The organism is Caulobacter sp. GW822-FHT07D08 (genome assembly GCF_058798735.1).
On sequence record NZ_JBXAKU010000002.1, the window covers coordinates 502,353 to 526,722 of the forward strand.

At 68.6% G+C, this 24,370-nt stretch carries 29 protein-coding genes and 1 other RNA gene; 22 read left to right on the top strand and 8 right to left on the bottom strand.

Annotated features, from left to right (window positions below; translation table 11 throughout):
* The first annotated feature begins 53 nt into the window (after nt 1-53).
* The 3 genes from ssrS (at nt 54) to AC1RJ9_RS06300 (ending at nt 1,707) form a co-directional block, all read left to right on the top strand.
* A non-coding RNA gene (gene ssrS / locus AC1RJ9_RS06290) (6S RNA) lies at nt 54-216 on the top strand.
* 39 nt (nt 217-255) lie between these two features.
* On the top strand, nt 256-876 hold the full coding sequence (locus AC1RJ9_RS06295) for a 5-formyltetrahydrofolate cyclo-ligase (protein ID WP_492836878.1): 621 nt from the start codon (nt 256-258) through the stop codon (nt 874-876).
* Nucleotides 877-885: 9 nt separating this feature from the next.
* Nucleotides 886-1,707: a TIGR00282 family metallophosphoesterase gene (locus AC1RJ9_RS06300; RefSeq protein WP_492836879.1), complete on the top strand. Its 822-nt coding sequence runs from the start codon at nt 886-888 to the stop codon at nt 1,705-1,707.
* A 36-nt stretch (nt 1,708-1,743) separates the two neighbouring features.
* Here the strand turns inward: AC1RJ9_RS06300 and AC1RJ9_RS06305 are convergent, their stop codons facing one another.
* Both AC1RJ9_RS06305 and AC1RJ9_RS06310 read right to left on the bottom strand, forming a co-directional pair.
* The gene (locus tag AC1RJ9_RS06305) at nt 1,744-2,097 is read right to left on the bottom strand and encodes a BA14K family protein (RefSeq protein WP_492836880.1); all 354 of its coding nucleotides are present in this window, start codon (nt 2,095-2,097) and stop codon (nt 1,744-1,746) included.
* 162 nt (nt 2,098-2,259) lie between these two features.
* On the bottom strand, nt 2,260-2,913 hold the full coding sequence (locus AC1RJ9_RS06310) for a glutathione S-transferase family protein (RefSeq protein WP_492836881.1): 654 nt from the start codon (nt 2,911-2,913) through the stop codon (nt 2,260-2,262).
* A 154-nt stretch (nt 2,914-3,067) separates the two neighbouring features.
* Between AC1RJ9_RS06310 and AC1RJ9_RS06315 the strand changes: the two genes are divergently transcribed.
* The 3 genes from AC1RJ9_RS06315 (at nt 3,068) to AC1RJ9_RS06325 (ending at nt 5,846) form a co-directional block, all read left to right on the top strand.
* Nucleotides 3,068-3,823: a YebC/PmpR family DNA-binding transcriptional regulator gene (locus AC1RJ9_RS06315; RefSeq protein WP_492836882.1), complete on the top strand. Its 756-nt coding sequence runs from the start codon at nt 3,068-3,070 to the stop codon at nt 3,821-3,823.
* A gap of 68 nt (nt 3,824-3,891) precedes the next feature.
* Nucleotides 3,892-4,854, top strand: a complete 963-nt coding sequence (locus tag AC1RJ9_RS06320) for a phosphoribosylaminoimidazolesuccinocarboxamide synthase (protein ID WP_492836883.1) — start codon at nt 3,892-3,894, stop codon at nt 4,852-4,854.
* A gap of 59 nt (nt 4,855-4,913) precedes the next feature.
* A complete protein-coding gene (locus tag AC1RJ9_RS06325; RefSeq protein ID WP_492836884.1) occupies nt 4,914-5,846 on the top strand; it encodes a nucleoside hydrolase in 933 nt (310 codons plus the stop codon).
* Between the two features lie 16 nt (nt 5,847-5,862).
* On the opposite strand, the gene AC1RJ9_RS06330 is transcribed toward AC1RJ9_RS06325, so the two are convergent.
* Both AC1RJ9_RS06330 and AC1RJ9_RS06335 read right to left on the bottom strand, forming a co-directional pair.
* Nucleotides 5,863-6,144 carry a hypothetical protein gene (locus AC1RJ9_RS06330; RefSeq protein WP_492836885.1) on the bottom strand — a complete coding sequence of 94 codons (282 nt, stop codon included), beginning with the start codon at nt 6,142-6,144 and terminating at the stop codon, nt 5,863-5,865.
* Nucleotides 6,145-6,212: 68 nt separating this feature from the next.
* A complete protein-coding gene (locus AC1RJ9_RS06335) occupies nt 6,213-7,631 on the bottom strand; it encodes a M20/M25/M40 family metallo-hydrolase (protein WP_492836886.1) in 1,419 nt (472 codons plus the stop codon).
* Between the two features lie 121 nt (nt 7,632-7,752).
* Here AC1RJ9_RS06335 and ruvC point away from each other — a divergent pair, with 121 nt between their 5' ends.
* The 3 genes from ruvC (at nt 7,753) to ruvB (ending at nt 10,080) form a co-directional block, all read left to right on the top strand.
* Nucleotides 7,753-8,274, top strand: coding sequence for a crossover junction endodeoxyribonuclease RuvC (ruvC, locus tag AC1RJ9_RS06340; protein WP_199170735.1), 522 nt, complete (start codon nt 7,753-7,755; stop codon nt 8,272-8,274).
* Nucleotides 8,271-8,888 carry a Holliday junction branch migration protein RuvA gene (ruvA, locus tag AC1RJ9_RS06345; RefSeq protein ID WP_492836887.1) on the top strand — a complete coding sequence of 206 codons (618 nt, stop codon included), beginning with the start codon at nt 8,271-8,273 and terminating at the stop codon, nt 8,886-8,888. Before ruvC ends, ruvA begins: the two co-directional genes overlap by 4 nt.
* 151 nt (nt 8,889-9,039) lie before the next feature.
* Nucleotides 9,040-10,080, top strand: a complete 1,041-nt coding sequence (ruvB, locus tag AC1RJ9_RS06350; RefSeq protein ID WP_492836888.1) for a Holliday junction branch migration DNA helicase RuvB — start codon at nt 9,040-9,042, stop codon at nt 10,078-10,080.
* Between the two features lie 22 nt (nt 10,081-10,102).
* Here the strand turns inward: ruvB and AC1RJ9_RS06355 are convergent, their stop codons facing one another.
* Together AC1RJ9_RS06355 and AC1RJ9_RS06360 are read right to left on the bottom strand one after the other, a co-directional pair.
* Nucleotides 10,103-10,375, bottom strand: coding sequence for a type II toxin-antitoxin system RelE/ParE family toxin (locus tag AC1RJ9_RS06355; RefSeq protein ID WP_492836889.1), 273 nt, complete (start codon nt 10,373-10,375; stop codon nt 10,103-10,105).
* On the bottom strand, nt 10,375-10,551 hold the full coding sequence (locus AC1RJ9_RS06360) for a CopG family transcriptional regulator (RefSeq protein WP_492836890.1): 177 nt from the start codon (nt 10,549-10,551) through the stop codon (nt 10,375-10,377). Before AC1RJ9_RS06360 ends, AC1RJ9_RS06355 begins: the two co-directional genes overlap by 1 nt.
* Nucleotides 10,552-10,655: 104 nt before the next feature.
* On the opposite strand from AC1RJ9_RS06360, the gene ybgC reads away from it, so the two are divergent.
* The 13 genes from ybgC to AC1RJ9_RS06425 all read left to right on the top strand — a co-directional run bounded on the left by ybgC (nt 10,656) and on the right by AC1RJ9_RS06425 (nt 22,997).
* Complete coding sequence (gene ybgC / locus AC1RJ9_RS06365) at nt 10,656-11,123, top strand: tol-pal system-associated acyl-CoA thioesterase (protein WP_492836891.1); 468 nt, start codon at nt 10,656-10,658, stop codon at nt 11,121-11,123.
* Nucleotides 11,124-11,238: 115 nt separating this feature from the next.
* Complete coding sequence (gene tolQ / locus AC1RJ9_RS06370) at nt 11,239-11,937, top strand: protein TolQ (RefSeq protein ID WP_099581245.1); 699 nt, start codon at nt 11,239-11,241, stop codon at nt 11,935-11,937.
* 4 nt (nt 11,938-11,941) lie between these two features.
* Entirely contained in the window at nt 11,942-12,463 is a 522-nt protein-coding gene (locus AC1RJ9_RS06375) for an ExbD/TolR family protein (RefSeq protein ID WP_492836892.1), read from the top strand.
* A gap of 19 nt (nt 12,464-12,482) precedes the next feature.
* Nucleotides 12,483-13,298, top strand: coding sequence for a cell envelope integrity protein TolA (tolA, locus tag AC1RJ9_RS06380; RefSeq protein ID WP_492836893.1), 816 nt, complete (start codon nt 12,483-12,485; stop codon nt 13,296-13,298).
* Nucleotides 13,299-13,345: 47 nt separating this feature from the next.
* Complete coding sequence (gene tolB, locus AC1RJ9_RS06385) at nt 13,346-14,644, top strand: Tol-Pal system beta propeller repeat protein TolB (protein WP_492836928.1); 1,299 nt, start codon at nt 13,346-13,348, stop codon at nt 14,642-14,644.
* Between the two features lie 191 nt (nt 14,645-14,835).
* On the top strand, nt 14,836-15,402 hold the full coding sequence (pal, locus tag AC1RJ9_RS06390; RefSeq protein WP_492836929.1) for a peptidoglycan-associated lipoprotein Pal: 567 nt from the start codon (nt 14,836-14,838) through the stop codon (nt 15,400-15,402).
* A gap of 159 nt (nt 15,403-15,561) precedes the next feature.
* On the top strand, nt 15,562-16,431 hold the full coding sequence (gene ybgF / locus AC1RJ9_RS06395; RefSeq protein ID WP_492836894.1) for a tol-pal system protein YbgF: 870 nt from the start codon (nt 15,562-15,564) through the stop codon (nt 16,429-16,431).
* Nucleotides 16,422-17,639 (top strand): tRNA lysidine(34) synthetase TilS, encoded by a 1,218-nt coding sequence (gene tilS / locus AC1RJ9_RS06400; RefSeq protein WP_492836895.1) that lies wholly within the window; start codon nt 16,422-16,424, stop codon nt 17,637-17,639. Before ybgF ends, tilS begins: the two co-directional genes overlap by 10 nt.
* A 78-nt stretch (nt 17,640-17,717) precedes the next feature.
* Complete coding sequence (gene ftsH, locus AC1RJ9_RS06405) at nt 17,718-19,601, top strand: ATP-dependent zinc metalloprotease FtsH (protein ID WP_492836896.1); 1,884 nt, start codon at nt 17,718-17,720, stop codon at nt 19,599-19,601.
* A 79-nt stretch (nt 19,602-19,680) separates the two neighbouring features.
* Nucleotides 19,681-20,493, top strand: coding sequence for a dihydropteroate synthase (gene folP, locus AC1RJ9_RS06410; protein WP_492836897.1), 813 nt, complete (start codon nt 19,681-19,683; stop codon nt 20,491-20,493).
* A gap of 67 nt (nt 20,494-20,560) precedes the next feature.
* The gene (gene thiD / locus AC1RJ9_RS06415) at nt 20,561-21,391 is read left to right on the top strand and encodes a bifunctional hydroxymethylpyrimidine kinase/phosphomethylpyrimidine kinase (protein WP_492836898.1); all 831 of its coding nucleotides are present in this window, start codon (nt 20,561-20,563) and stop codon (nt 21,389-21,391) included.
* Entirely contained in the window at nt 21,388-21,987 is a 600-nt protein-coding gene (locus AC1RJ9_RS06420) for a nucleotidyltransferase family protein (protein WP_492836899.1), read from the top strand. Before thiD ends, AC1RJ9_RS06420 begins: the two co-directional genes overlap by 4 nt.
* A 188-nt stretch (nt 21,988-22,175) precedes the next feature.
* Complete coding sequence (locus tag AC1RJ9_RS06425; protein ID WP_492836900.1) at nt 22,176-22,997, top strand: PhzF family phenazine biosynthesis protein; 822 nt, start codon at nt 22,176-22,178, stop codon at nt 22,995-22,997.
* A gap of 9 nt (nt 22,998-23,006) precedes the next feature.
* Here AC1RJ9_RS06425 and AC1RJ9_RS06430 read toward each other — a convergent pair whose 3' ends face one another.
* Together AC1RJ9_RS06430 and AC1RJ9_RS06435 are read right to left on the bottom strand one after the other, a co-directional pair.
* Nucleotides 23,007-23,357: a hypothetical protein gene (locus tag AC1RJ9_RS06430; RefSeq protein WP_492836901.1), complete on the bottom strand. Its 351-nt coding sequence runs from the start codon at nt 23,355-23,357 to the stop codon at nt 23,007-23,009.
* 139 nt (nt 23,358-23,496) lie between these two features.
* Nucleotides 23,497-24,354 (bottom strand): hypothetical protein, encoded by an 858-nt coding sequence (locus tag AC1RJ9_RS06435; RefSeq protein WP_492836902.1) that lies wholly within the window; start codon nt 24,352-24,354, stop codon nt 23,497-23,499.
* Nucleotides 24,355-24,370: the final 16 nt, after the last annotated feature.

Here is a 24,370-nt window from a genome sequence, read left to right on the forward strand (position 1 = left end):
CGCGGGCACCTCTATCGCTGGGGCGCCCGACCCCCTATATTGACCCACGGCGGGTCTTGCTGTGGCTCTCGTCGAAGATTTCTATTCCCAGGGACCTTAATCTCTCTATCGGGACCTGTTCCCTCCCGTGGCCGTGGCTGCGGGAATACGGGGCCCACCTGTTACTGACAGGTTCGAGTGGATTGAAACGTCTTCACGGTTCTTCGCGGCGCCGCCACCTTTCTTCCCGAAGCGATGGTCTCCTATAAGCGACGGATGGCGATCACCAATCCCATCGCGGCCAAGACGGCCCTGCGCATCTTCCTGCGCAACCAGCGCAAGCAGCTGGCGCTGGAGCATCCCGAAGCCGACTGGATGATCGCCGAGGTGGCGCGCGAGCCCTTGGCCAAGCTGTTCCCCGATCCCGCCGGCAAGGTTGTCGCGCTCTATCACGGGCTTGGCTCGGAGGTGTCGCCGCGCATCCTGGCCGACCATATGCGCGAGGCGGGCTGGACCCTGGCCCTGCCGACGGTCGAGGACGCCGAGACGGCCCGCATGGTGTTCCGCCTCTGGGATCTGGACCAGCCGCTGGTCCATGACGCCATCGGCCTGCGCGGTCCCCCGCCGACCCAGGCGGTCGTGCTGCCGGACCTGGTCATCACGCCGCTGCTGGCCTTCCAGCGCGACGGCCTGCGCCTGGGGCAGGGCGGCGGCTATTACGACCGGGCGCTGGAAGCCCTGAGGGCTCGCAAGTCCGTTGTCGTGCTGGGCCTGGCCTACAGTGGCCAGCAGGCGGAGAATTTGCCGCACGAGCCGCACGATCAAAGGCTGGACGCTATTCTCACCGAAAAAGAGTATATCGCGGTCAATGACATGGGCCGCCCAGGCCCTCCTTAAGGACTTTCGATGCGTTTCGCCTTCTTCGGCGATGTCGTCGGCAAGTCGGGCCGCGACGGCCTGGCCGACCATCTGCCCGATCTTCGCCGCCGGCTCTCCCTCGAGTTCGTGATCATCAACGCCGAGAACGCCGCGGCCGGCTTCGGCATCACCGAGAACACCGCGCGCGAGCTGTTCGAGGCCGGCGCCGACTGCCTGACCCTGGGCAATCACAGCTGGGACCAGCGCGAGGCTCTCACCTATATCGTCCGCGAGCCGCGCCTGATCCGACCGGCCAACTACCCGATCCTGTCCGACGCCCCGGGGCGCGGCAGCCACCTGTTCCAGACCGACAGTGGCAAGACGGTGTTCGTCGTCAACCTGCTGGGCCGGGTGCACATGGACGCCATGGACGACCCGTTCGCCGCCGCCGACCGTGAGCTGGACAAGGCCCCGCTGGGCCAGGTGGCCGACGCGGTGATCGTCGACATGCACTGCGAGGCGACGTCGGAGAAGATGGCCATGGGCCACTATTGCGACGGCCGCGCCTCTCTGGTGGTCGGCACCCACACACACGTCCCGACCGCCGACTGCCAGGTGCTGCCGGGCGGCACCGCCTACCAGACCGACGCCGGCGCCTGCGCCGACTATGACAGCGTTATCGGCAACCAGAAGGAAGAGCCTCTGCGGCGCTTCACCACCAAGATCAGCGGCGGGCGCTACACGCCGGCCTCGGGTCCGGCGACGGTGTGCGGCGTGTTCGTCGAGACCGACGACCGCACGGGCCTGGCGGTGCGTGTCGAGCCGATCCGCGTCGGCGGGCGGCTGCAGCCGACGGTGCCCGTGATCTAAGCCTCTCCTGGAGAGCGGGCTATCATCCGCCGAAGGCTACAGCCGGCACCGGCGATAGACGCCGCGACGGAGCTGATAGGTGTCAGTGCGGGGATTGTAGCTGCGATAGCGCGCCGAACAGGCCCGCACGTGCTGGTACCAGTTTCCGTGGCGGTTGAAGTGCTTGGGCGGCGGCGGCGGGCGACGGCCCCAGCCATTGTCCCAGCGGCCATAGTCGTTGCCGTGCATGTCAGGGCGGCCCATGCCCGGGCGATCCTGTCCGGGACGATCCGGGCCAGGGCTGGTTTGGGGGGCGCCCGGTCGTCCCATCGGACCACTCTGGGCCGACGCTGCGAGCGGCGTTGCGGCAAGCAAGGCCGCGCCGATGGCGATGGTCAGGAATCTTCGCATGAGATGGCTCCTTGAGCCCAGGGACCGAGCGCGACGCCGGAGAGGGTCGCTGCGCGCCCGACTGGAGCCTTAACCATCCCGGGGCCTGGCGGTTCCGCAAATGCGCCAGATCAAATCGGGTGACAAAACCCCGCGGCGGCGGGCGCCCCGGCCATGCTGGCCTCACCCTGCCGGGAAGTACTTGAAAAAGGGCTCGGCTTCTTCGAGCACGCGCGCCACTGAAGGCCGAGCCGTCAGCCGCGCCAGATAGGCGCTGATCCGAGGATAGGCCTCGCCCAGCGGTTGGACCTTGTCGGCGTAGTAGAGCGCCGGGAACGCCGCGCAGTCGGCCAGACCGAAGGCGTCGCCCGACATCCAGGTCCGGTCGGCCAGTTCGGCCTCAAGCACCGGATAGGAGGTAGTGATCTGCCCGCGCGCCTGATCGACGCCGAATGGATCACGCTGGTCGTCCGACGGGCGGATGCGGTCGCCGACGATCTTCTGCATCGGCGTCATCACGTAGAAATCGAAGAACCGGTCCCACAGCCGAGTGCGCCAGGCCGCGTCCGGATCGGCCGGCGTGAACCGCACCGGACCGGGATAGTAGGCGTCCAGATAGTCGAGGATGACGCTGGTCTCGGGCACGGTCTCGCCGCGCGCGTCGTCGCGCAGCACCGGGAACTTGCCGATCGGCCAGACCGACAGGAAGGCGGCGCGCGAGGCCTCCTCGCCCAGGTTCACCACCAGCGGCGTGAACGGCGTGTCGTTCTCGTAGAGGCCGATCAGCACCTTCCAGCAGAACGAGGACAGCGGGTGGGCGTATAGCGTCAGGCTCATCGATCGCTCTTAGACGCTTAAGTTATTGCCTAACTATCATCTAGGCCAGGCGGAGCGCAAGCCTGGCCCGGCGCCCCTTGGGGGTGACAAAACCCGCCCTCGGGGGCTAGAAGCGCCCACACTCCATTTTTCAGACCAGAGACAGAGCCTCCGAATGGCCGGCCACTCGAAATTCAAGAACATCATGCACCGCAAGGGCCGCGCCGACGCCGCGCGCTCCAAGCTGTTCTCCAAGCTGTCGCGGGAAATCACCGTCGCGGCCAAGACCGGCCTGCCCGACCCGGCCATGAACCCGCGCCTGCGCCTGGCCGTGAACAACGCCAAGGCCGAGAGCCTGCCCAAGGACGTCATCGACCGCGCGATCAAGAAGTCGCAGATGGGCGACGCGGCCGACTATTCGGAAATCCGCTATGAAGGCGTCGCCGCCGGCGGCGTCGGCATCATCGTCGAGGTGCTGACCGACAACAAGAACCGCGCCGCCGCCAACGTCCGATCCTACTTCACCAAGATCGGCGGCAATATGGGGGCCACCGGCTCGGTGACCTTCAACTTCGATCACGTCGGCCAGATCACCTACCCGGCCAAGGCCGCGACGGAAGACGCCATGATGGAAGCCGCCATCGAGGCCGGCGCCGACGACGTCACCTCGGACATGGACGAGGAGGGCGAAGGCCACACCATCTACACCGCCTTCGAAAGCCTGAACGAGGTGGCCGCCGCCCTGGAAGCCAAGTTCGGCGCGGCGTCGAACACCAAGATCGCCTGGCGCCCGAAGATGCAGGTGCCGGTCACCGGCGACTCGGTCGCCACCCTGATGAAGCTGCTCGACCTGCTGGACGACGACGACGACGTCCAGAACGTCTATTCGAACGAAGACATCAGCGACGAAGACCTGGCCAAGCTGGGCTGACGCTCTTGGGGGAGGTCCGAATGGGCCTCCCCTTCTTACTTCCAGTATTTCTAGCGACCGAGGCCCCGGTGACCTTTTCCGCCCCGAACGCCCTGGCTGAAGTCGACCTGCCCGGCCTGCCCAACCACTATCGCGGCAAGGTGCGGGACAATTACGACCTGCCGGACGGCCGCCGGGTGATCGTGGCGTCCGACCGCCTCAGCGCCTTCGACCGCATCCTGTGCGCCGTGCCGTACAAGGGCCAGGTGCTGACCCAGACGGCGCGCTACTGGTTCGACGCCACCGCCGATATCTGCCCCAACCACGTCCTGGCCTATCCGGACCCGAACGTGCTGATCGGCCGGCGTTTGGAGATGCTGCCGGTCGAACTGGTGGTGCGCGGCTATCTGGCCGGGACCACCTCGACCTCGATCCTGACGCTCTACAACAAGGGCGAGCGCGAAATGTATGGCGTGCGCCTGCCCGACGGCCTGCGCGCCAACCAGCGCCTGCCCGAGCCGATCCTGACCCCCACCAGCAAGGCCGCCGACGGCGACCATGACGCGCCGCTGTCGCCCGCCCAGATCCTGGAACAGGGCCTGCTGACGGCCGACCAGTGGGACCAGCTCAGCGCCTACGCCCTGGCCCTGTTCGCGCGCGGCCAGGCCCTGGCCGCCGAGCGCGGGCTGATCCTGGCCGACACCAAGTACGAGTTCGGCCTCGACGCCGACGGCGCCATCGTCCTGGCCGACGAGATCCACACCCCCGACAGCAGCCGCTTCTGGAAGGCGGCGACCTACGACGCCAGGTTCGCGGCGGGCGAGCGCCCCGACAGCTTCGACAAGGACTTCGTCCGCGCCTGGGTGGCCCAGCGCTGCGATCCCTACAAAGACCCGATCCCGGAGATCCCCACGGACCTGATCCGGCAGACCTCGGACGTCTATATCGAGGCGTTCGAGACGATCACCGGCCAGGCGTTCCAGCGCCCGGCGGCCGATGAGCCGGTGATGGCGCGGGTGAAGCGGAATTTGGACCGGTACCTGGCGGGATAGCGCGCTCACCGCGCTCCGCCACCCTTCTCCTCGTCATGGGGCGCGGCTAGACTGCGGACATGGTCCTGCGGGTTCACATCGACACCGATTGCGGCGTGGACGACGCCCTGGCGCTGACGCTTCTGGCCCGCGCGCGACAGGCCGTGGACGTGGTCTCGGTCTCGGCCGTGTTCGGCAACACCTATGTCGACCAGGCCGCCGCCAACGCCCGGGGCGTGCTGCGGCTCGCCGGCTGTGGGGCCGAGGTCTATATCGGCGCCGGCTCTGGCCTGGCTCGCCGCCGGGTCGAGCGGATGCGTCCGGCTCATGGGGTCGACGGCCTGAACGGCGCGGGCTTCTCGCAGCGCTGGAAGCTGCCCGAGCTGGAGCGCGGCCATTCGGCCAACTTCCTGGCCTTCGCCGCCCGCCGTAAGGTCAGCGGCCTGTTCCTCGGGCCTCTGACCAACCTGGCCAAGGGCCTGCTGGAGGACCCCGCCGCCTTCCGCGACTGGCGGCCGACGATCATGGCCGGCGCCTTCGAGGTGGCCGGCAAGGCGGCCGGCGGCGCCGACTTCAACAGCTGGAGCGACCCGGAGGCCCTGCAGCGCACGCTGGAGGGCCGGGTCATGCCGCGCCTGATGCCGATGGACGTCACGCACCAGGTGTCAGTCACCGCCGAGGACCTGGCCAAGGGCGCGGCCTGCTGCGGCTCGCCTTTGTCCCAGCGCCTGATCAAGGCGGCCGGGCCCTATATCGCCTTCCACCGGCAGGTCTGGGGCGGCGAAGGCTGCCGGCCGCACGACTCGGTGGCGGCCGCCAGCCTGATCGCGCCCGAGCTCTTCAGCTTCACGCCCGCGCGCCTGCGGGTGGTCGTCGACGGCCAGCGCCTGGGCCGCGTCGACCGCATCGACGGCGCGCCCAACGCCGAGGTCTGCACAGGCCTCGACGTCGCCGCCGTCAAGCGCCTGATCCTGGGCGGCCTGTTCGGCTGGAGCGCGGTGGAGGCGGCTTGAGTCTCGCCCCGGCTTCCTAGTGTGGCTGGCGCCACTGGGCGGCGCGTTCGCGGACCAGCTCGCGCATGAACTGGTCGAGCTCGGCCAGGCGGCGATCCATCTCGCCCACCGGCACGCCGTTCCAGACCGCGTGATCATAGGCCGACCGCGCTTCGCGAAGATTTTCGCCGGCCTGGTAGCGCTCGGTTATGTAGAGGGTCTCGAGAAGCTTGGTCGGTCGGTCGAGCTTCTCGTGCTTCATCGACCAGTAGCTGACCATGTACTCGGCCAGGATGCCGTCGTCCGATGTCTCGACCATCGTCCGTCTCCCTTTACGCTGGAGCGGAGATAGGGAGATCGGGCGACGGTTCCAGAGGCGAAGGGCGTCTATTTCCCGCCCGCGTAGTCCTTGATCAGGGCGTAGAGGAAGTCGCGGCCGTCATAGAGCGACTTGACCCGCATGCGCTCGTTCAGGCCGTGGATGCCGTCGCCGTCCGAGCCGCCGAACAGGCCCGAGACGCCATAGGTCGGGATGCCGCCGGCGTTGGTATGGACGCCGTCGGTGGCGCCGGTCAGCAGGATCGGCACGATCGGAACGCCGGGCCACAGCTTGGCGGCTTCCTTCTCGATCGGGCCCATGATGGCCGGCGTCAGGGGCGGCGGCGGCGAGACGCTGTTGGGCTCGTGGGCCAGAGTCACGGCGACGGGCGCGCCCGCCAGTTCGGCCAGCTTGGTCCGGACCTCCTCGACCGGCGTGCCCGGCAGGATGCGGCAGTTGACGTTGGCCGTGGCGCGCTGGGGCAGGGCGTTGGGCGCGTGTCCGGCATTGACCATCGTGGCCACGCAGGTGGTGCGCAGCATCGAGTTCCACATCGGGTCGGCGGTCACCGTCTTCAGGGCGGCGGGATCGTTGATATTGGCGACCAGCGCCTTCATCGCCGCCGCCTGCTCGGCCGGCACGCGGGCCTGCATCTTGGTGAAGTAGCCGCGCGTGGCGTCGTTGAAGCGCGGCGGGAAGCCATAGGCGCCGATCCGGTCCAGGCCCGCCGACAGCTGGTAGATGGCGTTGGCCGGGACGGGGCGGCTGGAATGGCCGCCCGGATTGGTCACCGTCAGGGTGAAGTCCTGATAGACCTTCTCGCCGCCCTGGACCTCCAGCACCACCGGCTTGTCGTGCTCGTTCAGCAGGCCGTCGGCGCCCTCGTTCAGGGCGAATTCGGCGTCGACCAGCGGCCGGTGGTTCTTCACCAGGTCCTCGATGCCGTTATAGGCCTCGCTCTCCTCGCCGCAGGTCAGGGCCATCTTGATGTCGCGCCTGGGCTTGAAGCCGGCCTGCTTCAGGCGGACCAGGCTGTCGACCCAGATGGCCGCCTGGGCCTTGTCGTCCGACGTGCCGCGCCCGAAGAAGTAGCCGTTCTCCTCGACCAGCTTGAACGGGTCGCGGGTCCAGTCGGCGCGGTTGGCCTCGACCACGTCGATATGGGCCAGCAGCAGCATGGGCTTCGACTTCGGATCGGTCCCGCGCAAGATCGCCACCAGGCTGCCCTCCCTGGGATGGCCGTCGGCGACCACGACCTTGACGTCCTCGGCCGGGAAACCCGCCGCCTTCAGCCGCGCGCCCATGGCCTCGGCCGCTTGGGTGCAGGAGCCGACCGACAGGGTGGTGTTGATCTCGACCAACTCCTTGTAGAGGTCGCGGAAGGCCATCTGGTCGGGGCGGACGGTCTTGGGCGGTTCGGCGACCTGCGCGCTCGCCGTCGTCGCCAGGGCCAAAAAGGCGCCCGCCATCCACACCGACCGTTTCATCCGTACTCTCCCCAATGAACTTGAGCGTGAGGAGAGCCCGCCAGCGCCCGGCGCGCAAGGGCCGCTGTTAACGCCTCGTTAGCAAAGGACTGGCTTTTCGTGGGGCCGGGAAAAGGCGATGGTGCGAGAACACATGATGAACGCGAATCGCACGCCTATCCGAATCCTGGGGCTCGATCCCGGTCTGCGCCGCACCGGCTGGGGCGTGCTGACGGTCGAGGGCTCGCGCATGAGCCATGTCGCCCACGGGGTGATCGTCCCCGACGAGAAGGCCGACTTCGCCCAGCGGCTGCTGCACCTGTTCGAAGGCATCTGCGCGGTGATCGAGCAGCACAAGCCCGACGAGGCGGCGGTCGAGGAGGTGTTCCTCAACACCAACGCCCAGTCGACGCTGAAGCTGGGCCACGCCCGCGCCGCCGCCCTGATCGCCCCGGCCCGCGCCGGGCTGCTGGTCGCTGAATATTCCACGCGTCTGGTCAAGAAGGCGGTGGTCGGCACCGGCGCGGCCGACAAGGCCCAGATTGGCTTCATGATCGCGCGCCTGCTGCCCACGGCGGGCAAGACCACGGCCGACTGCGCCGACGCCCTGGCCGTCGCCATCACCCACGCCAATCTGCGCGTCGCCAATCGGAGGGTCGCATGATCGGAAGATTGCGGGGCGCCGTCGCCGAGGTCGGCGAGGAAGAGGCCCTGATCGACGTCATGGGCGTCGGCTACGTCGTCCGCTGCGGCCACCGCACGCTCCAGCGCCTGCCGGCCCTGGGCGAGGAGACCTTGCTGCACATCGAGAGCCAGTGGAGCGAGAGCGCGGGCCTTAGGCTCTACGGCTTCGCCACGCGCGAGGATCGCAAGGCCTTCGTGCTGCTGCAGGCCATCCAGGGCGTCGGGCCCAAGGCCGCCATGGCGGTGCTGGACGTGCTGTCGCCGGCCGAGCTGGCCTCGGCGGTCGCCCGCGAGGACAAGGCCGCTGTCGGCCGGGCCAATGGTGTCGGGCCCAAGCTGGCTTTGCGCATCGTCACCGAGCTGAAGGACAAGCCGATCACCGACGGGCCGGTGCTGACAGCCGCCCCGGCCTCGGGCGCGACCGCCGCGCCCGCCAAGCCCGCGCCCACCGGCGACGCCGTCGCCGCCCTGATGGGCCTGGGCGTCGCCGAGGTGAACGCCCGCCGCGTGGTGGAGGCCGCCGCCGATCGCCTGGGCGAAGAGGCGACCGTTCAGGCGCTGATCAAGGCGGGCCTGCAGGAGTTGGGGCGGTGAGCGCGGTGCAAAGCCCTTCCCCCTTGATGGGGGAAGGGTTGGGATGGGGGTGTCGCGGCCTTGGCCACAAGCGCTCGTCGCAGCCGAACCGCCGTAGTCACCCCCATCCCCGACCCTTCCCCCATCAAGGGGGAAGGGAGAAGATGCGCCGATGACCCGTATTATTTCAGGAGAAGCGCAGGCCGGCGAAACCCTGCCCAGCGCCGACCGCGCTCTGCGCCCGCAAACCCTGGCCGAGTTCGTCGGCCAGGAGCAGGCCAAGGGCAATCTGCGCATCTTCATCGAGGCCGCCAAGGGCCGGGCCGAGTCCCTGGACCACGTGCTGCTGTTCGGCCCGCCGGGCCTGGGCAAGACTACCCTGGCCCAGATCATCGCCCGCGAACTGGGGGTGAATTTCCGCGCCACCTCCGGCCCGGTGCTGAACAAGCCCGGCGACCTGGCCGCGATCCTGACCAATCTCGAGCCGAACGACGTCCTGTTCATCGACGAGATCCACCGCCTGTCGTCGAACGTCGAGGAAATCCTCTATCCGGCCATGGAGGACCATGTGCTGGATCTCGTCATCGGCGAGGGACCCTCGGCGCGCTCGATCCGCATCGACCTGGCGCCCTTCACCCTGGTGGCGGCGACGACGCGGGCGGGGATGCTGGCCACGCCGCTGCGCGACCGCTTCGGCATTCCGATCCGGCTGGAGTTCTACACCCCGGCCGAGCTGCGCCACGTGCTGCTGGGCGCGGCCCGCAAGATGGGCGCGCCGCTGTCCGAGGACGGGGCCGACGAGATCGCCAAGCGGGCGCGCGGCACGCCGCGGGTCGCGGGCCGCCTGCTGCGTCGTGTCCGCGATTTCGCCGAGGCCGACGGCGCGGCCGTCATCGACCGCAAGGCCGCCGGCCTGGCGCTCGCCCGGCTTGAAGTAGACGAAGTGGGCCTCGACAGTCTCGACCGCCGCTATCTGCGCGCCCTGATCGAGCACTATGGCGGCGGCCCGGCCGGGGTGGAGACCATCGCCTACGCCATCGCCGAGGCCCGCGACGCCGTCGAGGACGTCATCGAGCCCTATCTGATGCAGCAGGGCTTCATCCAGCGCACCCCCCGCGGCCGCGTCGCCTGCGGCAAGGCCTATCTGCACCTGGGCCTGAAGGCGCCGCCAGCCCCGACGGGGCAGGGCGGTTTGTTCGGGGATGACGTTTGACCCTGCTCTTCAGGGCGTGGGGTTAGTCGTCCTGGCGCGCGCCGTGGCGGATGCGCAGGATGATCACGGCGTCGTCCCGGATCCGATATCGGATCAGATACGGGTGGATGATCGCAAGTTCGCGAAGTCCACGGGCAGTTTCTCGACCTCGCTCGGGATGGTCGGCCAGGCTATTGGCCGCCGCTTGCAGTCTGCGAGCCAGCCGCGCCGCCGCTGGCGCATTGAACGCCGAGACGTAACCGTAAATGCTCTTGAAATTGGCGACCGCTTCGGCGGACCAAATAACTTGCCGCACTAATCGCCGACTTCCGGCGGTGGTCGCGGATCACCTTCGGCCAATGAGGCCAGCCAGCGACTGACGGCCTCGTGGCTGATCACGCGACCAGCCAAGACATCGGCTTCGGCGCGCGCGTCGGCGGCCGCTTCGGCGTCGTCGTCGATTTCGTCGAAGATGCCAGGTTCGATCTTCATGGCTCGAACGATAGCACAAAAAGGGAACATGTCCAGCGCCTGACGCCTGGGTTGAGCCACATTGTGGGGCTGACGTCGCAGACCGCCCACGCTAAGCAGTCCCCATGACGACCCCGCCCGAACCCACCGCCCCTGAACCGACGGCCGGCGTGTTTTCCGGCCGCGAGCACCGGCTGCCCGTGCGGATCTATTACGAGGACACCGACTTCTCGGGGATCGTCTATCACGCCAACTACCTGCGCTACATGGAGCGTGGGCGCAGCGACTTCTTCCGGATGGTCGGCATCTCGCACACGGCGCTAGCCAAGGCCGACACGGCGTTCGCGATCATCCACATGACGCTGGACTTCAAGCGCTCGGCGCGGATCGATGACGCGCTGATTGTGCGCACGACCTATGACCGGGTGAAGGGCGCGCGGCTCTATGTCAGCCAGAAGGTGACGCGCGGCGACGAGGTGCTGGTCGAGGCCCGGGGCGAGGCGGTCTGCATCACCCTGGACGGCCGTCCGCGTCGTCCGACCACGGAGATGCTGGCCCAGCTGGCGCCCTGGCTCCTGGTCGACGGCGAATAAACAAACATCGTTTTTCGGGATCGCTCGACGATTGTCATAGTTTCACCCAAGCGTCGCTTCATGCCATACGGCGCGTAGTAAGACTTTTAGACGCCCCAACGGAGCCATAACCCGCATGGACGCCTCGGCAGCCGCCCCGAATTTCTCGTTCTTCGCCCTGTTCATGCAGGCCGACTGGGTCGTAAAGGCCGTCATGATCGGCCTGATCCTGGCGTCTCTGGGGTCGTGGGCCGTGATTCTGGACAAGCTGGTTCGCTTCACGGGCCTGAACCGCGCCGCCGACCGCTTCGAGGAGCAGGTCTCGGGCGGGCGTTCGCTGGAGGACGTCGCGGGCGAGGCCGGCGCCAATCCGCGCCACGCCCTGCCGCGCATGCTGCAGGCGGCGCTGAAGGAATGGCGCGACGCCAAGACCAAGGGCGCCATGAGCGAGAACCAGGCCGGTTTCCTGATCGCCCGCATTGACCGCATCCTGGACGCCCAGATCGCCCGCGAGAACGCCAAGGTCGAGGAAGGCCTGGGCAGCCTGGCCATCGTCGCCACCGCCAGCCCGTTCATCGGCCTGTTCGGCACCGTCTGGGGCATCATGCACGCCTTCCAGAACATCGCGATCTCGAAGAACACCTCGCTGGCCGTCGTGGCCCCGTCGATCGCCGAGGCGTTGTTCGCCACGGCCGTCGGCCTGATCGCCGCCATCCCGGCCTATATCGCCTACAACAAGTTCTCGACCGACGCGGGCAAGTATGCCGGCCGCCTGGAAGGCTTCGCCGACGATCTGTCGACCGCGATCCAGCGTCGCCTGTCGGACCGGGTCTAGACCGATGGCGATGTCGTCCAATGACGCCTTCGCGACCGGCGGCGGCCGGGGCCGTCGTCGTCGCGGCCGCCGCTCGCGCGGGGCGCTGTCCGAGATCAACGTCACCCCGCTGGTCGACGTGATGCTGGTGCTGCTGATCATCTTCATGATCAGCGCGCCGCTGCTGAGCGCCGGCGTGCCGCTGGAACTGCCCAAGACCGAAGCCGCCGCCCTGCAGAATCAGGACGAGCCGATCACCGTGTCGATCAACCGCGAGGGCAAGATCTTCGTGGGCGAGACCGAGATCCCGTTCCAGAACCTGGCCCCGCGCCTGACCGCGATCGCCGGCAGCGGCTACGACAAGCCGATCTTCGTCCGCGCCGACGGCGGGGCGACCTATGCGGTCGTCGCCCAGGTGATGGCGGGTCTGTCGAACGCGGGCTTCAACAAGATCAACCTGATCACCGAGACGGGCGGCCCCTCCACGGGCGCGGCTCCCCGGGACGCCCAGCCGGAGGGCTCGGGCGAACTGCGCCCGGCCCAGTAGGATCGGCCAGGAAAGCTTGATGAGCGCTCGCCGCGAATCCCCGATCTCTCCAGGCCTGCTGGCCTCGATCGCGCTGCACGGAGCGGTGGCGGCGCTGATCGCGTTCGGCCTGCCGTGGAAGCAGTCCAAGCCGATCACCATCGGCGAGTCGGTGCCGGTGACCATCGTCACCAACGGCCCGACCAATGTGCGTCCCGCCGAGGAAGCGCCCGAGGAACAGACCGCCCAGGCGCCGGATCCGGTTCCAGAGGCCACGCCGCAGCCGCCGGCCCCGACGCCCGCGCCCACGCCGACCCCCGCGCCCGCGCCGCCGCCCAAGCCGACGCCCGTTCCCAAGCCGGCCGTCACGCCCACGCCGGCCAAGCCGACCCCGACGCGGAAGAAGCCGGACACCGACTTCTTCGCCTCGCTGGAAGCCTCGATCGCCAAGTCCAAGAAGGCGACGGGGAAGCCGACCGCCAACGCTCCCAAGGGGCCGGCCCGCGCGGAGACCTCGGTCTCGGCCCGCCCGGCCATGGGCGCGGCGACGGGGCTGTCCGCCGCCGCCCTGGGCCGCCTGCAGGGCGAGGTCCAGGACCGCTGGAACCCGGCCTGCAACGTCGAGGGCGTGGCCGCCGTCACCGTCCGGGTGGTGTTCGAGATCGGCCCGGGCGGCCGGGTCGTGGGCCAGCCCCAGAGCCCCGGCTCGTCGTCGTCCGATCCCGTCGTCCGATCGGAGTCCGACCGTGCGGTCCGCGCGCTGTTGCAGGCTTCGCCGTTCGCCTACCTGCCGTCCGACCTGTACGGTCAGAAAATCGCCCTGAACTTCAACGCAAAACAGGCCTGTTCGCGTTGATGCTCGGAATGAACTTGAAGGAGACTTCGATGCGCTTGAAAGCCCCGATGCGTCTGAGAGCTCTCTTGCTCATGGCCGCCGTCCTGCTGGGCGGCGCGGCTTTCGTCACGCCGGCCGCCGCGCAGATCGAGGTCGACATCAACGCCGGCGCGGTCAAGCCGCTGCCGATCGCGGTTCCCGCCTTCTCGGGGACGACGCGCGGGGCCGAGATCGCCCAGGTCATCACCGGCAATCTCGAGCGTTCGGGCCTGTTCCAGCCGCTGAACGTGTCGGGCGTGCCGGACAGGCTGCAGGACGTCAACGTCCAGCCGCGCTTCCCCGACTGGCAGGCGACGGGAGCCCAGGCCCTGATCAACGGTCAGGTCACGGTCGGGCCCGACGGCGGCCTGCGCGTCGACTTCCGCCTGTGGGACGTCTTTTCGCAGCAGCAACTGCTGGGCCTGCAATTCTCCTCGACGCCCGACAACTGGCGGCGGGTGGCCCACAAGATCAGCGACGCCGTCTATGAGCGGCTGACCGGTGAGAAGGGCTATTTCGACACCCGCGTGGCCTTCGTCGCCGAGAGCGGCCCCAAGCTGGCCCGCGTCAAGCGCCTGGCGATCATGGACCAGGACGGCGCCAACCCGCAGTACCTGACCGACGGCTCGTACATCGTGATGACGCCGCGCTTCTCGTCGACCAGTCAGGAACTGACCTATATGGCCCTGCGGCCGACGGGGTCGTCGATCTACCTGCTGAACCTGGAGACCAGCCGGCAGGAAACGGTCGGCAAGTTCCCGGGCATGGTGTTCGCCCCGCGCTTCTCGCCGGACGGCAGCAAGGTGGCGTTCTCGGTCGAAAAGGCCGGCAACAGCGACATCTATCTGATGGACCTGCGCAGCCGTTCGTCGACCCGCATCACCACCGACCCGGCCATCGACACCTCACCGTCGTTCTCGCCGGACGGGACCAAGATCGCCTTCAACTCCGACCGCGGCGGCCAGGCCCAGCTCTATGTGATGAACACCGACGGCTCGGGCGTGCGCCGCATCTCGTACGGCGGCGGCCGCTACACGACCCCGGTCTGGAGCCCGCGCGGCGACTTCATCGCCTTCACCAAGCAGACGGGCGGCGAGTTCCACATCGGCGTCATGCGTCCCGACGGCAGCGACGAGCGTCTGCTGACCACCAGCTATCTGGACGAGGGTCCGACCTGGGCCCCCAACGGCCGGGTTCTGATGTTCTTCCGCGAGGGCTCGGCCGGCAATCCCAAGCTGTGGACGGTGGACATCACCGGCCGGATCCTGCGGCCGGCGGCCTATGGCGGCTCGGGCTCCGACCCGGCCTGGTCGCCGCTGCTGGACTGATTGACACATCCTTCGGGCAACCTGCGCGGAGCACAGGCGTTAAGGCAGAGGTTTCGGCTTTGGTCTATTCGCGCCGGAAGTGAATCTTCATCGTCTGACGAGCTTCTGACATCATTGTGAGGCTTGGTCAGGCATTTCATGGGTCCATTCCAAGCGTTGCGCAGGTATGGATCAGGTCCAGAGTTCGTAGACTGAGGAGAAACTGGATGAGCTTCGACACCCAGCGCGCCATTAGACTGGCGCTCGTCGGCGTGGCTGCCGCCTCGCTCGCCGCCTGCGCTTCGCGTCCGAAGCCCCAGCCCGTTGCGCCGGCGCCGGAGCCGCCGCCGGCCGCGCCGAGCCAGCCCTACACCCCGCCGCCGGCCCCGCCGGTGTCGAGCGGCGTGCTGCCGGGTTCGGTTCAGGACTTCGTCGTCAATGTCGGCGACCGCGTCTATTTCGACACCGACGAATATTCGGTCCGCGCCGACGCCCAGCCGGTCCTGGCCGGTCAGGCTCAGTGGCTGAACCGCTACCCGCAGGTCCGCGTCCGCATCGAAGGCAATGCCGACGAACGCGGCACCCGCGAGTACAACCTGGCGCTCGGCGCCCGCCGCGCCAACGCCGTGCGTGACTTCCTGATCGGCCAAGGCGTCGCCGCCGCCCGTATCGAGACGATCTCGTTCGGCAAGGAACGCCCGATCGACGCCGGCACGAGCGAAGAGGCCTGGGCCAAGAACCGTAACGGCCACACGGCCATCACGGACGGCGCCCGCTAAGAATAGGAACCCTTCCCCTTGATGGGGGAAGGGCAGGGATGGGGGTGACGCGGCGGTTCCGCTGTTCAAGCCCTGGTCACCCCCACCCAACCCTCCCCCATCAAGGGGGAGGGCTTTTTGCGCCCTACTTTTGTCAGCAACTTGGACATACTGGTCGCCATGAAGCTGAAATCCGCTCTGCTCGCCGTCCTGTTCGCCTCGACCGCCGCCGTGGCCGTGGCCCAGACCCCGCTGCCCGTCGAGGATCCGCTGGACGATCGCTCGGCCAAGCGTGTCGAGCGCATGGAGAAGGTGGTCCGCGAGCTGCGGTCGATCGTCTTCCAGGGCCGCGACACTGGTAAGCCCGTGGTCGTGCAGCCGGCCGAGACCGACGCCCAGATCGCCGCCCTGAACGAGCGCGTCAGCGACCTGGAACAGACCCTGACCAAGCTGAATGGCCAAAACGAGGCCGCCAATTTCGAGCTGACCAAGGCCAATCGCGCCGTCGCCGACCAGAAGGCGCGCGCCGATCTGCTGGAACAGCGACTGGCCGCGCTGGAGAAGTCGATCGCCGACATGCAGACCGCCGCCGCCGAGGTCAGCGCCCAAGGAACCGGGGGAATGGCGCTCGCCGGCGGGGCCCCGCCGCCGCCGGCGCCGCCCGCCGATCCGGCCGTGGCCTTCAAGCAGGCCAAGGATCTGCTGCTGGCCGGCGACTACGCCAATGCCGAGCAGGCCTTCGCGGCCTATGTGAACAACTATCCGGACAGCGCCAAGGCGCCGGAGGCCCGCTACTGGCAGGGCGAGACCCTGTTCGTGCGCGAGGCCTATACCGACGCGGCCGGGGCCTATATCGGCGCGATCCGCGGCTGGCCGCAGACCAGCTGGGCGCCGGACGCCACGCTGAAGCTGGCCCGCTCGATGGTGGCTCTGAAGAAGACCACCGAGGCCTGCCGCACCCTGGACGAGCTGACCAAGCGCTATCCCAAGGCCCCGGCCCAGGTCATCTCGCGCGCGGCCTCGACCCGCGTCGCGGCCAAGTGCGCGTAGAAGCGGTTCGAGCCGCCCTCGACCGGCGGCTCGATCGCACTTCCGACACCCCGCTGGCCGTCGGCTTCTCCGGCGGCGGCGATTCTCTCTTTCTGCTGAAGACGGTCCTGGACTGGGCGGGCGAGCGGCGCGTGTTCGCCTTCGTCGTCGATCACCGGCTTCAGCCGGACAGCGCGCGCTGGACCGCCGAGGCCGTCGCCAAGGCGCGGGCGCTGGGCGCGGCGGCGAAAGCGCTGGCTTGGACCGGCGACAAGCCTTCCGCCGGTGTCCCCGCCGCCGCCCGTCGCGCGCGTCACGCTCTGCTGGCCGCCGCCGCCCGAGAGGCCGGGGCCAAGGTCCTGCTGCTGGGCCACACCGCCAGCGATCTGGCCGAGGGCGCGGCCATGCGGGCCGAGGGCTCGACCGTTTCCGACCCCCGCGAATGGGCGCCGTCGCCGGTCTGGCCGGAGGGGCGAGGCGTCTTTCTGCTGCGACCGCTGCTGGGCCTGACCCGCGACGCGATCCGCCAGGCCTTGGCCGCCGAGGGCGAGACCTGGCTGGACGATCCCGCCAACGAGGATCTCCGCTACGCTCGGGCGCGGGCCAGGGCGTCGGGCGTCGACGAGGTCGCGGCGGACGAGGCCGTTTCGCGCCGCCCACCGGCCTTCGAAGTCGATCGCGCCGGAACCATCCGCCTGCCGCGCGACGTCGCCGCCGCCCATCTGGCCGCCGCCCTGTTGTGCGCCGCCGGGACAGAGCGACCGCCCCGGGGCGAACGGCTGGCGCGGTTGGCGCAACGTCTGCGCTCCGGTGAAATCTTCACCGCTACCCTCTCCGGCGCGCGGATCGAGGCCGATGCGGAGGTGATGGTCTGCCGCGACGCCGGCGAAATCGCGCGCGGCGGCCTTGGCCCGCTGGACCTTGCTGCGGGCCAGACCAGCGTCTGGGACGGTCGCTGGGAAATTGCCGCCGGCGCCGAGCCGCTGACCGTCAGCGCCTTGAAAGGCGGGGTCTCCCGTCTTTCGCCCCGCCAGCGCGCCGCGCTCTCCGCCCTCCCGGCGCCGGCCCGTCCCGGCCTGCCGTTGATCATGCGTCCCGGCGCGGTCCCGTATTGCCCCGCGCTTGACGGCCCGGACCTTGCAGCCGAAGGAGGTGCGCGCGCGCGTCCGCTCGTTCTGGATCGTTTCAAGGCCGCGATCGGCCGGATCGACCAAGAATCCGTGACCTGATGTCACGTCCATGGCGCAAGCGCGCGTGACCTCCTATCTTGGGAGGTCAAGAACCTATTCGTTGGGAAGACGAGGCGTATGAATTTCCGGAACCTGGCCATCTGGCTGGTGATCGTCGCGGTGCTGGCGGGCGTTTTCGTCGTCAGTCAGAACGCCCGCACCAAGGGCAGCGGCGAGATCAGCTACTCGCAGCTCCTCAAGGACGTCGACGCGGGCAAGATCAAGTCCGCCGAGATCGCCGGGCAGACCGTCATGGCCAAGGGCGCCGACGGCAAGGTGCTGACGGTCAATGCGCCGCTGAACTCCGACGAACTGGTCAACCGCATGGTGGCCAAGAACGCCGATGTGAAGTTCAAGAGCGGCTCGATCAGCTTCCTGGCCATCCTGGTCCAACTGCTGCCGATCCTGCTGGTCGTGGGCGTCTGGCTGTTCTTCATGCGCCAGATGCAGGGCGGGGCGAAGGGCGCCATGGGCTTCGGCAAGTCCAAGGCCCGGCTGCTGACCGAGAACAAGAACCGCATAACCTTCGAGGACGTCGCCGGCGTCGACGAGGCCAAGGAAGAACTGCAGGAGGTCGTCGACTTCCTGAAGGATCCGGCCAAGTTCCAGCGCCTGGGCGGCAAGATCCCCAAGGGCGCCCTGCTGGTCGGCCCTCCGGGTACGGGTAAGACCCTGATCGCCCGCGCGGTCGCGGGTGAGGCGGGCGTGCCGTTCTTCACCATCTCCGGTTCGGACTTCGTCGAGATGTTCGTCGGCGTCGGCGCCAGCCGCGTGCGCGACATGTTCGAGCAGGCCAAGAAGAACGCGCCCTGCATCATCTTCATCGACGAAATCGACGCCGTCGGCCGCCACCGCGGCGCCGGCCTGGGCGGCGGCAACGACGAGCGCGAGCAGACCCTCAACCAGCTGCTGGTCGAGATGGACGGCTTCGAGGCCAACGAAGGCATCATCCTGATCGCCGCCACCAACCGTCCCGACGTGCTGGACCCCGCGCTGCTGCGTCCGGGCCGCTTCGACCGCCAGGTCGTGGTGCCGAACCCGGACGTCGCCGGTCGCGAAAAGATCATCCGCGTGCACATGAAGAACGTGCCGCTGGCCGCCGACGTCGACGTCAAGACCCTGGCGCGCGGCACCCCGGGCTTCTCGGGCGCGGACCTGGCCAACCTGGTCAACGAAGGCGCCCTGCTGGCCGCCCGCAAGAACCGCCGCATGGTCACCATGCACGACTTCGAAGCCGCCAAGGACAAGGTCATGATGGGCGCCGAGCGCCGCTCGATGGCCATGAGCGACGCCGAGAAGAAGCTGACCGCCTATCACGAGGGCGGCCACGCCCTGGTGGCCCTGCGCGTTCCCGTCGCCGATCCGGTCCACAAGGCCACGATCGTGCCGCGCGGCCGGGCCCTGGGCATGGTCATGCAGCTGCCCGAGGGCGACCGCTACTCGATGAGCTACGACATGATGACCTCGCGCCTGGCCATCATGATGGCTGGCCGGGTCGCCGAGGAGCTGATCTTCGGCAAGGAGAAGATCACCTCGGGCGCGTCCAGCGACATCAGCGCCGCCACCAGCCTGGCCCGCAACATGGTCACCCGCTGGGGCTTCTCCGACGAGCTGGGCACGGTGGCCTATGGCGACAACCAGGACGAGGTGTTCCTGGGCCATTCGGTCGCCCGCACCCAGAACGTCTCGCCCGAGACGATGGTCAAGATCGACAAGGAAGTCCGCCGCCTGGTGAAGAGCGGCGAAGACGACGCCCGCAAGATCCTGACCGAAGAGCTCGACAACCTGCACGTCGTGGCCAAGGCCCTGCTGGAGTTCGAAACCCTGAGCGGCGACGAGATCATCGGCGTCATGAAGGGCGAGACCCCCAAGCGCGACGAGGACGAGAGCAACAAGGAGACGGTCTCCGCGCCGTCCCTGGTGCCGCTGTCCCCGGGCGCGGGCGCCAGCGTCACGGCCTAGGCGGACCGAACTCGGACGATCAAAGCCGGCTCGAAAGGGCCGGCTTTTTTCTTGGCCGCGCGAGGGCTAGAACCGCGCCATGATCCAGGCCCAGCGCCCCCGTGTGATGGGGATCGTCAACGTCACGCCCGACAGCTTCTCCGACGGTGGCAAGTATCTCGGCGCCGCCGACGGGATCGAGCACGCGCGCCGGCTGATCGCCCAGGGCGCCGACATCCTCGACATTGGCGGCGAGAGCACCCGGCCGGGCGCGGTCCCGGTCTCGGAGTTCGACGAGATCCTGCGCGTGGTCCCGATCATCGAGGCGATCCGCCGGGCCAGCGATATCCCGATCTCGATCGACACGATGAAGCCCGGCGTCGCGCGCGCGGCGATCAGGGCCGGGGCGAACATCTGGAACGACGTGGCCGCCCTGCGTTTCTCGCCCGAGGCGCCCGAGGTCGCCGCCGAGCTGGGCTGCGAGGTGATCCTCATGCACATGCTGGGTCAGCCGGGAACCATGCAGGACGACCCGCGCTATGGCGACGTGGTCGCCGAGGTCGAGGCCTTCCTGCTGGCGCGGGCCTTCACGGCCATGGCCGCCGGCGTGGCCAAGGAGAAGATCTGGCTGGATCCGGGCATCGGCTTCGGCAAGACGGTGGCCCACAATCTTGCTTTGCTGAAGGCCCTGCCGCGCTTCGTGGCCCTGGGCTATCCGATCCTGCTGGGGGCCAGCCGCAAGCGTTTCATCGCCGGGCTCGACCCGTCGGCGGGCGAGGCCACGGATCGTCTCGGCGGCTCGCTGGCCGCGCACCTGGCCGGCGCCGCGGCCGGCGTGGCGGCGGTGCGGGTCCACGACGTGCGCGAGACGGTCCAGGCCCTGGACGTCCAGGCGGCGATCGCGGGGGCTTAGGCCTATCCCTTCTCCATCAACGGGGAAGGGAGTTTCCGGTGATCCGATTCCCGCCTAAACACCCTCCATGTCCCAAGTTCCCCTCACAGCGCCCCTGGGCCGGGTCCTCGTCATCGCCGGATCGGATTCCGGCGGCGGCGCGGGGATCCAGGCCGACATCAAGACCATCACCGCCCTGGGGGGCTACGCGGCCACCGCGATCACCGCCGTTACGGTGCAGAACACCCTGGGCGTCACCGGCGTCCATCCGATTCCGCTGGACGTGATCGCCGCCCAGGCCCGGGCGGTGCTGGACGACATCGGCGCCGACGCGATCAAGACCGGCATGCTGGGCGATGTCGGCGTGGTCGAGACCGTGGCCGCCGCGATTGATCACGCCCAAAGAACGCGGGAAGACGGCGTCCCGGTCGTCGTCGACCCGGTGATGATCGCCAAGGGCGGCGCCGCCCTGCTGGCCGAGGCCGCGATCGGCGCGGTCAAGACCTTGATGATCCCGCGCGCGGCCCTGCTGACCCCCAACGCTCCCGAGGCCGCCGCCCTGACGGGCCTGACGGTCGAGACCACCGACGACCTGCGCCGGGCCGGCGAGAGCCTGTTGGCGATGGGCGCCAAGGCGGTGCTGATGAAAGGCGGTCATATCGACGGCGAGCGTGTCGTCGACGTGCTGATGACGGCCGACGGCGAAACCACCTTCGAGGGCGAGCGGATCGAGACCCGTCACACCCACGGCACGGGCTGCACCTTGGCCAGCGCCTGCGCCACGGGCCTGGCGCAGGGGCTGTCGCTGAACGCCGCCGTCGCCCGGGCCTGGAACTATGTCCACGAGGCCATGCTGCGCGCGCCGGGCTTCGGCGCGGGCCACGGCCCGCTGGACCACGGCTGGACGCTGCGCCGATGAACGCTCAACCTTCCCAACAAGGTCTCGAGGACCGCCTGCGCGAGATCGTCCGCGCCACGCCCACGACTTGGGAGGTGCTTCGCACCGTCCGCGAGCTGGACCTGCCCGACTGGATGATCTTCTCCGGCGCGGTCTATCAACCGGTCTGGAACGCCCTGACCGGCCGGGATCCCGCCTACGGCATCAAGGACTACGACGTCGCCTATCACGACGACAGCGACACCAGCTACGAGGCCGAGGACGTGGTCATCCAGCGCGTCGCCGCCGCTTTCGAGCCGCCGCTGCGTGACCTCGTGGAGGTGCGGAACCAGGCCCGCGTCCACCTGTGGTTCGAGAAGAAGTTCGGCGCCGACGAGCCCTACCCGCCGCTGGAGGACAGCGCCGCGGCCCTGAAGCGCTTCGTTGCCACCGCCTTCTGCGTCGGGGTGCGGCTCGAGGATGATGACACCCTGAGCGTCTGGGCGCCGTTCGGCCTGGAGGACCTCTTCGCCATGCGCCTGCGGCCCAATCCGCTCCGGGTGAAGGGCGCGGGTGGCTGGGAGCGCACCACCGGCTCGGCCAAGGCGCGCTGGCCCGAGATCACCGTCGAGGGGTGAGAAGCCGTCCTCGTCCTTCGACAGGCTCAGGATGAGGACGAATGTTGAGGCCGTGCCGTTGAAAACCTCATCCTGAGCTTGTCGAAGGACGAGGTTTTCAGCTCCGCGGCGATTGTCACGAGGACAATAAAGCCTTTGCCGCCCGCGTTCCGCGCGCATAACAGCGATGTCCAGCTTGGGAGATCGCTATGCGCCAGTGGACCATCGACGCCTTCGCCAGCGGACCGTTCAGGGGCAACCCTGCCTGTGTGGTCGAGCCACTGGACGCCTGGCCCTCCGCCGCCTGGATGCAGGCCCTGGCGGCCGAGAACAACCAGGCCGAGACGGCCTATCTGCTGAAAACCGCCGATCCGGCCCGCTATGGCCTGCGCTGGTTCACGCCGGCCCTGGAGGCCCCGCTGTGTGGCCACGCCACCCTGGCGGCGGCGCACGCCCTGTTCGAGGAACTGGGCGTCGACGTTCCGCTCCTGACCTTCGACACCCTGTCCGGGCCGCTGACGGTGAGGCGGGCAGATGAAGGGCTGGAGATGGACTTTCCCGCCGATCCGCCGCGCCGGACGGAGATCCCGGAGGGGCTGGCCGAGGCGTTGGGCGCACAACCCGTCGAGGTCTGGGCCGGGGCCTATCTGATCGCGGTGATGGATAGCGAGGCGACGGTGCGCGGCCTGAAGCCCGACCTTGGCCTGATCAAGAAAATCCAGGGCGAGGCGACCGGCGGCCCCGGCCAGGCCGTGGTCGTGGCGTCGGCCGATCCTGGCCAGCCCTACGCCGTGGTCAGCCGCTTCTTCGCGCCGGGCTTCGGCATCCCCGAGGACCCGGCCACCGGCTCGGCCCACTGCATCCTGACGCCGCTGTACGAGGCGAAGCTTGGTGCGAGCCCGCTGAAGTTCCACCAGGCCTATCCGGGCCGGGGCGGGGATCTGGAATGCGAAAGCCGCGGCGCGCGCGTTCTGTTGCGCGGCCGCGGCTTCACGGTCTTGGAGAGCCGGCTCCGGGTGGAGCCGGCTTAGGTCAGGCTGTTACCAGCGGTTCGGACCGCGATGCTCGCCGTAGCCGTAACCGTAGTTGCGGTCGTGGCGCTCGTAGCGGATCTGGGCGCTGATGCGGTCGAAGCGGCGATCCAGGTCGGCGCGCTCCCAACCGCTCAGGCCGCCGCGACGATACTTGCGCTCCAGGCGCTCGGTGTCGCGCAGTTCGGCGCGCAGGCGGTAGGCTTCGCCGCGGCTCAGCGAGCCGTTGCGCACGCCGATGTCGATGCGGCGGTCGAGCATGGCCTGGCGGTCGTTGACCGACTGGGCCGAGGCGATGGCGGGAACGGCGGCGGCCGACAGGGCCGAGACCGCGGCGATCGAGATCAGGATCTTTTTCATTGGTTCGGTTCCTCTCTGAAACTTGTCCCGTCGCTCCGGGGGAAGCGACGTTGAGCTAAGAGAAACACGCGCAGCCTGAAGCGGTTCTGAGCCGCTCGTTATGTTCCGTTCATGTTGAACATATTGGGCGCCGTCTTTTTCAGGTTCGATCCCTGAAGGGCTTGCCGAACCGGAAGGTTCGACTGGCGGCGAGGAATTCGAGGAGCAGCCGCTCCAGTTCGACGCCCATCGCCCGTAGCGCTTCCGGCGGCTCGTTTTCCCAGCGCTCCTGGGGTTCGATGGATTGGCGCAGCCTGCGGATGACGCCGCGCAGCCCGCTCTTCTCGATCTCCTTGGGGAAGCTGTAGTCACCCGAGCCGTATCGCGCGACTTCCTGCTCCAGCTCGATCGCCATGTTGACGCAAGACGCCATGAAGCGGGCGTCGAAGCTGTTCTTCGCCCAGGCGACTCTGCCGCTGTCGGGACCCGAGACGATCCAGGCCCCGCCCGGAGGACCGGAGGCGCTGTCGGCTCTCAGAAATGGCCCCCGAATGGCGTGGCCCATGTTGGGATCGTTGACCTGGAGGAAGCGAAATGGCGCGCCTTTCGGGTAAGTCGATTGCAGCGTGGCGATCCCGAGATGCTCCAGCCTGGCCATCTGATCGGCTGAAACCGGCGGGTGGTCAAAGACGGCGATCTCCTGGGTCCCGTCCTGCCAGAGCAATCTCCAAGCGGGCATGCCCGGTTTGATCCGGATTTCCCGCTCCACGTTCCACCAGCGAAAGTAGCCGCGCTCATCGCCAGCATAGACGCCGAGGGCGATCGTGGCGTCCTCTGCCTCCCATTCCTGAGCCCGTCGCTCGGCCTCAAGGGCGCGCACCAGATCGACCAGCTCGGCCGCGGCCGAACCTTGGGCGACGCGTTCAGCCACCGCCGCCAGTTTGACGAAGTCGTCGCGCCGGATGATCACCGGCGGCTTGGCGGAGGACGGAGCGGCGGCGCTGAAGTCTTTCGTCATAGGCGTGCGTCCCATG